Origin of the sequence: Proteus faecis (assembly GCF_030286765.1) — a bacterium.
Classification (GTDB): domain Bacteria; phylum Pseudomonadota; class Gammaproteobacteria; order Enterobacterales; family Enterobacteriaceae; genus Proteus; species Proteus faecis.
The window spans coordinates 1-11,219 of sequence record NZ_JASVWV010000004.1 but is presented as its reverse complement, the minus strand read 5'-3'; the positions used below and the strand labels follow the sequence as shown (position 1 = coordinate 11,219).

General features: G+C 40.0%; 11 protein-coding genes. 2 read left to right on the top strand and 9 right to left on the bottom strand.

Features of this window, described 5'->3' with window-relative positions:
- From kdpC to QSH13_RS18540, 4 genes are read right to left on the bottom strand one after another with little or no spacing between them, the layout of a single operon-like run.
- Positions 1-597 (bottom strand): potassium-transporting ATPase subunit KdpC, encoded by a 597-nt coding sequence (gene kdpC / locus QSH13_RS07135; protein ID WP_109397473.1) that lies wholly within the window; start codon positions 595-597, stop codon positions 1-3.
- A gap of 10 nt (positions 598-607) precedes the next feature.
- On the bottom strand, positions 608-2,665 hold the full coding sequence (gene kdpB / locus QSH13_RS07130) for a potassium-transporting ATPase subunit KdpB (RefSeq protein WP_109397472.1): 2,058 nt from the start codon (positions 2,663-2,665) through the stop codon (positions 608-610).
- Positions 2,666-2,676: 11 nt separating this feature from the next.
- Positions 2,677-4,380, bottom strand: a complete 1,704-nt coding sequence (kdpA, locus tag QSH13_RS07125) for a potassium-transporting ATPase subunit KdpA (protein ID WP_109397471.1) — start codon at positions 4,378-4,380, stop codon at positions 2,677-2,679.
- Positions 4,381-4,382: 2 nt separating this feature from the next.
- Positions 4,383-4,466 carry a potassium-transporting ATPase subunit F gene (locus QSH13_RS18540; protein ID WP_100158289.1) on the bottom strand — a complete coding sequence of 28 codons (84 nt, stop codon included), beginning with the start codon at positions 4,464-4,466 and terminating at the stop codon, positions 4,383-4,385.
- 228 nt (positions 4,467-4,694) lie between these two features.
- On the opposite strand from QSH13_RS18540, the gene QSH13_RS07120 reads away from it, so the two are divergent.
- Together QSH13_RS07120 and QSH13_RS07115 are read left to right on the top strand one after the other, a co-directional pair.
- Positions 4,695-5,381: an ankyrin repeat domain-containing protein gene (locus QSH13_RS07120; protein WP_109397470.1), complete on the top strand. Its 687-nt coding sequence runs from the start codon at positions 4,695-4,697 to the stop codon at positions 5,379-5,381.
- Positions 5,381-5,842, top strand: coding sequence for a nucleoside deaminase (locus QSH13_RS07115; protein ID WP_109397469.1), 462 nt, complete (start codon positions 5,381-5,383; stop codon positions 5,840-5,842). Before QSH13_RS07120 ends, QSH13_RS07115 begins: the two co-directional genes overlap by 1 nt.
- 100 nt (positions 5,843-5,942) lie before the next feature.
- On the opposite strand, the gene dmsD is transcribed toward QSH13_RS07115, so the two are convergent.
- The 5 genes from dmsD to QSH13_RS07090 form a co-directional block, all read right to left on the bottom strand.
- Positions 5,943-6,554 carry a Tat proofreading chaperone DmsD gene (gene dmsD / locus QSH13_RS07110; RefSeq protein ID WP_109397468.1) on the bottom strand — a complete coding sequence of 204 codons (612 nt, stop codon included), beginning with the start codon at positions 6,552-6,554 and terminating at the stop codon, positions 5,943-5,945.
- A gap of 175 nt (positions 6,555-6,729) precedes the next feature.
- Complete coding sequence (locus tag QSH13_RS07105) at positions 6,730-7,587, bottom strand: DmsC/YnfH family molybdoenzyme membrane anchor subunit (RefSeq protein WP_286039031.1); 858 nt, start codon at positions 7,585-7,587, stop codon at positions 6,730-6,732.
- Position 7,588: 1 nt separating this feature from the next.
- On the bottom strand, positions 7,589-8,206 hold the full coding sequence (locus tag QSH13_RS07100) for a DMSO/selenate family reductase complex B subunit (RefSeq protein ID WP_023582154.1): 618 nt from the start codon (positions 8,204-8,206) through the stop codon (positions 7,589-7,591).
- An 11-nt stretch (positions 8,207-8,217) separates the two neighbouring features.
- Positions 8,218-10,656: a dimethylsulfoxide reductase subunit A gene (dmsA, locus tag QSH13_RS07095; protein WP_109397466.1), complete on the bottom strand. Its 2,439-nt coding sequence runs from the start codon at positions 10,654-10,656 to the stop codon at positions 8,218-8,220.
- Between the two features lie 473 nt (positions 10,657-11,129).
- Positions 11,130-11,219 (bottom strand): transposase (locus tag QSH13_RS07090; protein WP_286039033.1); only part of this gene is annotated, 90 nt, incomplete at its 5' end.

The window sequence follows — 11,219 nt, the reverse complement described above, 5'->3', positions numbered from 1 at the left end:
TTATTGAGTACTCACTTTTTGCTGCTTTTCTGCACTTAACTTATCAAGTGCCTGATTTAGCATAAACACATTCACAACAGGTTCACCCATAAATGACATGAGTGGTGATGTTGTATTGTCTTTTATTAATTGCTCAATTTCATTTTTAGTGAGTTTGCGAGAATATGCAATATTTTCAATTTGATAATAAGCGGCTTGTAAGGAAATATGAGGATCAAGTCCACTTCCTGATGCCGTGACCAAATCAACAGGAACAACGTGTTGATTATGTGTTTCTTTTTTCCATATTTGGATACGTTTAGTTATCTCATTAAGAAGTAATGGATTTGATGCAGCTAATTGGCTGGCACCTGATGCCATACTGTTATAGGGCATTTCTGCCGTCATTGATGGGCGACTTTTAAAATAATCATCTCGCGTAAATTGCTGCCCAATCAGTTTAGAACCAATCAGTTTATTATCTTGATAAATCAGTGAACCGTTAGCTTGCCATGGAAAAATAAGATTGGCTAATCCAGTAACAAGTAAAGGATAGGCGAGTCCAGTTATTAGTGTGAGTAATAATAACATCACTAATGATGAACGAAATAGATGCATATACAACTCCTTAAAAACCAATCAACGTTAAGATCATGTCGATGATTTTAATGCCAATAAAAGGAACTAATAACCCGCTGATCCCGTATAAAGAGAGGTTACGGCGCAATAATGAGTGTGCTGAAACCGGACGATAATGAACGCCTTTAAGAGCCAGAGGGATCAAAAAGACAATAATTAAGGCATTAAAAATAACCGCAGATAGCATTGCAGATGCGGGTGAATGTAAGTTCATGACATTAAGCATGTTGAGTTGCGGGTAGGTGACCGCGAAAGCAGCAGGAATAATGGCGAAATATTTGGCGATATCGTTAGAAATACTAAATGTCGTTAACGCACCTCGTGTCATTAGCATTTGTTTACCAATATGCACAACTTCGATCAGTTTTGTTGGATTAGAATCTAAATCAACCATATTTCCCGCTTCTTTGGCAGCTTGTGTACCTGAATTCATTGCAACAGCAACATCAGCTTGTGCTAAGGCTGGTGCATCATTAGTACCGTCACCTGTCATTGCGACTAATCGACCTTCTGATTGATATTGACGAATTAATGCTAATTTTGCCTCTGGTGTTGCTTCAGCCAGAAAATCATCCACACCAGATTCTGCTGCGATAGCTGCAGCCGTAAGATGATTATCACCCGTGATCATCACGGTTTTTATACCCATTTGGCGAAGTTGAGCAAAGCGTTCTTTTATTCCACCTTTCACAATATCTTTAAGTTCAACAACACCTAAGATTTTCTGATTTTCAACGACCACCAGCGGTGTCCCACCTGTTCTGGCGACTTGTTCTACTATCGTGGTGACTTCATCGGGAAAATGGCCGTGACTGACTTCAATATGGCGGCGAATAGCATCAACGGAACCTTTACGGATCAAGCGATCTCCTAAATTAACGCCACTCATTCTTGTCATTGCAGAGAAGGGAATAAAAGAAGCACCAATTGACGCTAAATCACGTTCACGCAAATTAAAACGCTGTTTAGCGAGGATCACGATACTTCTGCCTTCCGGCGTTTCATCTGCAAGCGAACTTAGCTGTGCTGCGTCAGCAAGCTGTTTTTCGCTAATACCTGAAAGAGGGATAAAACGAGAAGCTTGGCGATTGCCCAGTGTAATTGTGCCTGTTTTATCAAGCAGTAAGACATCAACATCACCTGCGGCTTCAACAGCACGTCCACTAGTTGCAATTACATTGGCATCAAGCATTCGGCTCATGCCAGCCACACCGATTGATGAAAGTAAACCGCCAATCGTGGTAGGAATAAGACACACTAATAGAGCAATTAAAGTGACAACAGAAATAACATTACCATGCCCTTGGAACTCAACCGCAAAAACACTAAATGGATAAAGGGTGATACAAGCCAATAAGAAAATAAGTGTCAGTGCTGTTAATAAGATAGTTAAAGCAACTTCATTCGGCGTTTTTCTACGCTTAGCACCTTCTACCATTCCAATCATGCGGTCGAGAAATGAATTACCTGCTTCAGCAGTACAACGAATAATCAGCCAATCTGACAATACTCGCGTTCCTCCCGTTACAGAAGAAAAGTCACCGCCTGATTCACGGATCACAGGCGCTGATTCGCCCGTAATCGCACTTTCATCAACAGAGGCACCACCTTCTATTACTTCACCATCGCAAGGAATAGCTTCGCCGGCGTTGACTAAAACAATATCACCTTTATGTAATGAAAAAGAGTCAACGGTTTCTTTCGGGGCGTTAATGTCTGCGTGATGTAAACGCACCGCTTTGGATTGTTGTTTCGCGCCACGTAAGCTAGCAGCTTGTGCTTTACTTCGACTTTCTGCCAATGACTCAGCAAAATTGGCAAATAACAATGTTACCCATAACCAAAACATCACTTGTAAAGTAAAGTGATTATCATCTGGGAGATAACCTAACAACGAAGCAATCCAAATTCCGGTCGTTAAAAGCGCACCAACATAAACAATAAACATCACAGGGTTACGCCATTGTGCTTGAGGTGTGCATTTTTTTATTGCATCAAAGAAAGCCGATATCACGGTTTTTCTGTCAAATAGTTGGGTTGTTTTCATGATACGTTTCCTTATTTCGCCCAAAACAGCTGTAAGTGTTCTGCAATAGGGCCAAGTGCTAATGCCGGAACAAAAGTCAACGCGCCGATCATTAATACTGTGAGGATCAATAACAAAATAAATAGCGGTGAAGTGGTAGAGAGTGTTGCCAAACTTTCTGGCTGACGCTTTTTCACGGCTAAACTACCTGCAATAGCTAAAACAGGTAACATGACACCAAAGCGACCAATCAACATGGAAAGTCCTAATAATAAATTATAGAAGGGTGAGTTGGCGTTAAGCCCTGCAAAAGCACTACCATTATTATTAGCCGCAGAAGTAAAGGCATATAACACTTCACTAAAACCATGAGGTCCTGGATTCAAAATGGCTTCACGACCAATATCGGTAAATAAGGCGAGGGTTGTACCTAATAAAATAACGGCGGGAGAAATTAAAATAGCAACGGCTACCCATTTCATTTCGGCAACACCTATCTTTTTACCCAGATATTCAGGTGCTCGACCAACCATTAATCCAGCGATAAACACAGCTAATAATACATAGAGGATCATGCCGTAAAACCCTGATCCTACACCACCAAATACCACTTCTCCTGTTTGCATTAACCACATTGGCACCATGCCACCTAAAGCCGTTAATGAGTCATGCATGGCATTAACTGCGCCACAAGATGCTGCTGTTGTGACGGCAACAAAAATAGCACTACCTATTATGCCAAAGCGTGTTTCTTTGCCTTCCATATTCAGCGAGCTATCTGTACCTGCAAAGATAAATTCTGGGTTTCCTTGCCATTCAGCCCACGTGATAACAGTAACAGCAACAATAAAAATTAGTGTCATAGTCCAAAGCAACGTATGACCTTGGCGTTGCGTTCCACTTAAACGGCCAAAGGCAAAACATAAGGCGGTAGGAATAAGAAATATGGCAAGTATCTGCAAAAAGTTACTTAATGATGTTGGATTTTCATAAGGATGGGCAGAGTTTGCCGCAAAATAGCCACCACCATTTGTACCCAATAGTTTTATCGCTTCTTGAGATGCCACAGGTCCCATTGGCAACCATTGTTGTTGCCCATCAAGGCCTTGGCTTAATACTGCTGGGTGAAAGTTTTGTATGACGCCTTGGCTGACGAATAACAGAGACCAAATAATTGATAAAGGGAGTAGCACATATAATGTAATGCGTCCGATATCAACCCAAGCATTGCCTAATGAAGTACAAGATGACTGTGTTAGCGCTCGAATTAAAACAAAAGCGACAGCTATGCCTGTTGTTGCAGATAAGAAGTTTTGTACTGCAAGCCCTGTCATTTGACTTAAATAACTCACTGCGGTTTCTCCGCTGTAAGCTTGCCAATTAGTATTAGTAATAAAACTAACTGTGGTATTTAACGCTAAATCCCAACTCATATTAGGAGCAAATTGAGGATTTAAAGGTAAATAGCCTTGGTTAAGTAATATGACAAATAATAGAATTGCACCCATTAAATTAAAAATAAGTAGGGCAAACATATAGTGATACCAGCTCATTGGCTGGATGGTTTTTCCTGCTGGCTTAAAACCACAACAACGCCAAATAACATGTTCAGTTTGGGTGATCCAATGAGGTAAATCACCTTCGATAAGGCGAGCTAAATAATGTCCAAGCATTTTCCCTATCACAAATAATGTGACCAGAAAAACAGCAAGATATATCAACATCGTTGTTGCCATTTTTAAAATGCCTCTGCGTTAAATAACACATAGATAAGATAAGCAGTGAGCAAAACAACTAACGTCACAGCACCGAATATCAACATCAGAACTATCCTTCATCTATTTAGATTCAGTAAGCGTACTTAAAGGTCTGTAAAGATGTTGATAAAAGAGACTGGGGAAGTGTAAAAAAAGTATAAAAATGACTTGATAGGCAGTTAATTACCTATTGATTTGTTGAAATAATGTCATCGCTTTGTTAGATATAATTATAAGTTTAAATAGTATGCTAATTAAGTGAGCCAAAATTAGCATTTTCTAGGAGATATTGAATGAATACTCTCTATCTAAAGGCTAAATGGTTTTTATATTTCTCAAGCCTGTTAATAATTTCATTTATCTTTATGGTTAAAGTGATGGCTAATTCTGATAAAGCATATTTAGTTACATTGGCACAAGAAGGGAATTTATCTGAATTAAAGCGTCAGATAGAACAAGGTGCGAATATAGAACAGCGAGATCTAAAATTGCGCACCCCTTTAATGGCTGCCACACATGCTAACCAAATTGATGTTGCAAAATATCTTATTGAACAAGGTGCCGATGTTAATGCTCGTGATGCGATTCAAGATTCACCTTATCTTTATTCGGGAGCGAGAGGATTACAGGAGATCTTAGAATTAACTTTATCACATGGCGCTTCTCTTAAAAGTGTGAATCGTTATGGTGGAACAGCATTAATTCCAGCTTCTGAGCGAGGACATGTAAAAACGGTAAAAACATTAATTGATGCGGGTGTAGATGTTGATCATATTAATCGTTTAGGTTGGACAGCTTTAATTGAAGCCATTATCTTAGGTGATGGTAGCCAAAAATATGAAGATATTGTGACTTTACTTATAGAGGGTGGCGCTAATGTCAACCTTGCCGATGCTTCAGGTCAAACACCATTAACCTTAGCAAAGGATAAAGGTTATACAAACATCGTTAATATTCTTAAACAGGCGGGGGCAGAATAATGTTAGATAAACAGTTTATACAACAAGCCATTTCGCTTGCTCTGGATAATGTGAAAGTAGGGGGAAGACCATTTGGTGCTGTCATTGTGAATAATGGTCAAGTGATTGCAAGTGCGGTTAATCAGATAATAGAGACAAATGATCCTACTGCGCATGCTGAATTATTAGCATTACGGGAAGCAGGCAAGGTATTAGGACGGCCAAAGTTAGATGATTGTGTTGTTTATGCTAGTGGACAACCTTGCCCAATGTGTCTTGCGGCAATGCGTATGGCCGGGATTTCTAAGATTTTTTATGCTTATTCGGATGCAGATGCCAAGCCTTATGGATTATCGACTTCTACGATTGCTCAAGCATTAAGAAAGGCACCAGAACAACAAGATGGTCTGCAATTTATACAGATAAAAACCGAAGATGAAGCACACCCTACACTTTACCAAATTTGGTCAAAACAGTCTTAAATATTCATTTTATAAGTAAAAGCCCTAAAAGAATTGAATGTTACAGGGTCATTTTAACATTCACTTTTAGGGCTTTTTATTTTTGCTATCTATTTATTAATCAACAAAATAGCTGTTTTTCAGCAGGTTTAACATTTAACTGAGATTGCCAGTTTTTTAGTGTTAATGTCGTCAACATGGCTAAACCTTCATAATAAGGGAATGCACCTTGCAGAGATAACTTCTCTAAATAACGATAAGCCCATGGCAGTAAGTGTTCTGCTAATAACTCATTTAATTTTTCAGGGCGAGTTTCTGCAATCCATGCCACCATCATTATCATTAAACCAATATGATCTTCTGGCTCATTTTGAGTTAATGCAATATCAATACCATTTTCTAGCATCCATTCGCGTAAATCTAATGTTGAGTTACCAAATAATACATTTTCATGATCAAGGTAAACAGAGCCCCAAGGTGGTGCAGGCAGTGCGTAAGGACCGACAAATAAACGTTGATATGCCTGTGCTAACGTTTCTTCCTCTAATGTGGTTTGTGAAAGAAGGCTAGCAATACGTTGTTTTTCCTCATCACTGCCATAAGGCCATTCTTCAACCCACTTTTGACTAGACAGCAGTTCGACAATGTCACTTTTCTCAGTAGGTGCGTAATAAAATGCAGCGCCTAAAATACGGGCAGTGAGAGAAATATTAGTAATAAGTTGTTGTTCCATAATATTTTTATAATCCGCTTAGATTTATTGTCTTTACTATATGCGATTTTCTATCTAAACATAATGACGAAGATTAAAAAAGAGCGATACCGTAATATAAAAGAGAAACCGCTATAACAGATAAAAAGAACGTACTTTTTAACTATTACAGCGGTTTAGAAGGGTGAGAAATTAATTAACCAACTACTGCCATACCGACAGTCATATGTAAACCATAGAACACACCGCGTCCTATAAACTCACCAGCAAACACTAAAATAAAGCCCAATGCTAACAAAGCAACAGAAGGGTTGTTTTTACGTAACAGTGGGGCAATCCAGCAACTTAAGCCTAAGACTAAAGCCACTAATTTAATGCCCATTAGCGCACCATAGTTAGGGACTAAATCCACCGCTTTTTGCACAGAGGTTTGAATAGAACCTAATTCAAAACCTTGTGATATTGCCACAATAGCACTCACAATAATGGCGATAATACTGAGTAGTGGTAATGCACTAACGCAGTTTAGGTTAAAGCCTGCAATGCGCATTAAGAGCGCGGCTAAAATAGGACCAGCAATAAATGCGGTCAGCACAAAATTAAATGTGGTATAGCTGTTATACCACGTCGGAACAGTATCAATTTGGTATACACGAGAAATCGCCACAATAAATATGGCGGCTAATACCATAACCAGTGCGACCCATAATTTGCCTAATGCAGCAGGCATTTTATTAAGTACAGCCAGTAACCAGTAAATTCCCCCCAGTGCAAAGAAAATTGAACCGCTGGCGATTTCATTACTTAATGATGAGTGTCCAAAACGAAGTAATGAGTTAAATGCACGTAATGGAGTTCCCATATGCATCATGGATAATAAAAAGCCAATTCCCATTAATGCCCAGAGTCCAAACATGCTGTAATGCACTTTTCGGTTCATTTCGGCGGAGAGCTTACCCGAAAGAATAGCGCATCCCATAATAATAAAGGCGCCAGCAACGCTTTGACCGATAACGGTAAAAAACATTAGTGGCCATTCATGCAATCCCACCATCTTACACCTCCTCTGGGTTTGCCAGATGACCAGTGGTATCACCCACAGGACGGCTATTGGCATTTAATTTAAGGACAATATTTGGCTTGGTGTATTTTGCTGAAGGAAGTGGTGCAATTTCAGCTAAATCACCATATTTAGCGCGTAACTCTTCAATCGGTGCCATATCCAATGCACGCAGTGGGCAAGATTCGACACAAATCGGTTTTTTACCTTCAGCTACACGTTCATAGCAACCATCACATTTGGTCATATGACCTTTGACTTCATCAAATTGTGGAGCACCGTAAGGGCAAGCCATATGACAATAACGACAACCGATACAAATATCTTCATTAACAACGACAAAGCCGTCTTCGCGCTTATGCATTGCACCACTTGGGCAAACTTTGGCACAAGCCGGATCATCACAATGGTTACATGAAATGGATAAGTAATAAGCAAAAACGTTCTGTGTATAAACACCATCTTGCTCTGTCCAATCACCACCAGCATATTCATAGATACGGCGGAAATTGACTTCAGGGGATAAATTTTTAAAATCCTTGCACGCCAGTTCACAGGTTTTGCAGCCGGTGCAACGACTTGAATCAATATAAAAACCATATTGCGTTGACATAACCAGACTCCTTACGCCTTGACGACTTCAACAAGATTACTGTGAGAAGGATTGCCCTTAGCGAGAGGTGAAGGGCGTTGTGTCGTTAACACGTTAATGCTACCAGCATGATCGATACGGTTACTATCTGGGTTATACCAAGCACCTTCACTTAAACCGACTACGCCCGGTAAAATACGAGGGGTAACTTTCGCATTGATCCGAACTTCACCACGATCGTTATAAATACGCACTAAATCACCGTGTTTAATACCACGTTTGGATGCATCCACAGGGTTGATCCATATTTCTTGAGGGCAAGCCGCTTTTAAGACATCAACGTTGCCATAAGTTGAGTGGGTGCGTGATTTATAGTGGAATCCTGTCATTTGTAATGGATATTTTTCCATAGCCGGATCGCCATAGCTTTCAAAGCCAGCGGAGTAGATAGGCAGTGGATCAATCACATCGTCAGACGCGAGCTCCCATGTCGCTTTAATCTCAGCAAGTTGAGAAGAATAGATCTCAATTTTACCTGATGGTGTTGTTAATGGGTTGTTTGCAGGATCTTCACGGAATTTGCGATAAGCAACGTGATGACCTTCAGGGTCACGTTTTTTGAAGATACCTTGAGCACGGAATTCCTCAAAAGTCGGTAGTTCAGGTAAGTTTTGACGAGATTGTTCGTAAAGATGGCGTAGCCACTCTTCTTGAGTACGGTTTTCAGTGAATTTTTCACCCACCCCCATACGTTTTGCAATTTCGCTTGTCATTTCATAGATATTACGGCTTTCAAAGCGAGGTTTGATTGCCTGATCAGCGAAAATAACATATGACATATTACCTGCTGATGCATCCATACAGAAGTCCATCTGTTCCGATGCTGTGCAATCAGGAAGTAGAATATCGGCATATTTAGCTGATGCAGTCATATGATTATCGATCACCACAATCATTTCGCATTTTTTATCGTCTTGTAAAATGTCATGAGTGCGATTGATTTCAGAGTGTTGGTTTACTAGGCAGTTACCTGCATAGTTCCATACCATTTTGATTGGTACGTCAAGCTTGTCTTTACCTCGAACACCATCACGGGTTGCTGTCATTTCTGGGCCACGCAAAATGGCATCCGTCCACATAAACATAGAAATGCTGGTGGTCACTGGGTTAGTTAGAGTCGGCATACGAACAAAAGGAATACTGTAAGAACCTTCACGAGCGCCAGTATTACCGCCGTTAATTCCCACATTCCCCGTTAAAATAGAGAGCATTGCGATAGCACGAGAAGTAAGCTCACCGTTAGAACGACGTTGAGGCCCCCAGCCTTGTGTAATATAAGCAGGTTTCGCTGTTGCGATTTCACGGGCTAATTTAACAATGCGTGAAGCAGGAATACCCGTGATCTGCGCTGCCCATTCAGGCGTTTTTGGCTGACCATCTGCACCATTACCTAAAATATAGGCTTTATAGTGGCCATTTTTTGGCGCACCTTCTGGCATAGTCGTTTCATCATAACCAACACAATATTTATCTAAGAAAGGCTTATCAACTAAGTCTTCTTTGATCATGACATAAGCTAATGCATTAACTAATGCAGCATCTGTTCCGGGACGAATAGGGATCCATTCATCTTCACGACCCGCACCGGTATCCGTATAACGAGGATCGATGATAATCATTCTTGCATCAGATTTTTCACGTGCTTGTTCAACGTAATAGGTAACACCGCCACCACTCATACGTGTTTCACCTGGATTATTACCGAACATCACGACAAGTTTGGTGTTTTCAATATCTGAAGGGCTATTACCATCAGCCCAACCACCATAGGTATAATTTAAACCCGCTGCGATTTGTGCCGTACTGTAATCACCATAATGATTAAGATAACCGCCACAACAATTCATTAAACGTGCAATTAGCGTTGCACCTGGTGGCCAAGACTTTGTCATGGTGCCACCTAAAGTTCCTGTACCGTAGTTTAGATAAATAGATTCATTACCATAATCTTTGATTAAACGTTTCATGGTATCTGAAATAGTATCAAACGCTTCATCCCATGAAATACGTTCAAACTTGCCTTCACCGCGTTTACCTACACGTTTCATTGGGTAACGTAAACGATCTGGGTTATAAACACGGCGACGCATAGAGCGACCACGTAAACAGGCACGAACTTGGTGTAATTCTTCGTAGACATCATTGCCTGTATTGTCAGTTTCTACATATTTAATTTCGCCATCAACTACATGCATACGTAATGGGCAGCGACTACCACAGTTTACTGTGCAGGCACTCCATACCACTTTTTCGCTGTTTGGTGTTGATTGTGTTTCTGAGGCAACGGCTTGATGAAAGGGAAGGGATAAACCACCCGCAGTTATTGCTAAACCACCCGCTGCACCTGTTTTTACAAAACGACGGCGAGATAAGGGAGTGGAAAGTAACGCCATCTCTTTGATGTTTTTCATACATTACTCACTTGATTATTTACATTTTAAGAAGAAACAGAAGCCAACAAGCTTATAAAGAAATAATTATTGTTATTGTTGTTAAAAAATAACTACTTTAACGTAGGCAATAAAACCCAACTGTTAATGTGGATACTACGTATTTCCTAAAAGTCGTAGTTGCTTTACATCAAAGAAAAGTGATTTATTACAAGAGTTACTAGTTTTTAAAGGTTACTTTAAGTTTTTGTATTAGCTAAATTTAATCATTTGATTAACATCTTTGTATAAATAAATATATATCGATTAATTAAGTATTTTGATGTTATCAGTAACATTTTTTAAGCCTGCTTATTCATTTCTATCTATATGATTTTGTTAGTTCAATAGTCACTTTTATTAATGCTCAACAGTCGTTTTTAGCGAAAAACGCCGTAAACCCTCGCCCAATGCGGGTGGGGATATAAGGCGAAAAGCCCGCAGGGCTTTAAAGATCAATCAGACGTTGACTGACTCTGAACGTAGGCTCTGAGCGTTTCAATCGTTGCCCCTCCGGTGCTACAGACAAAGTACGATCTCGACCA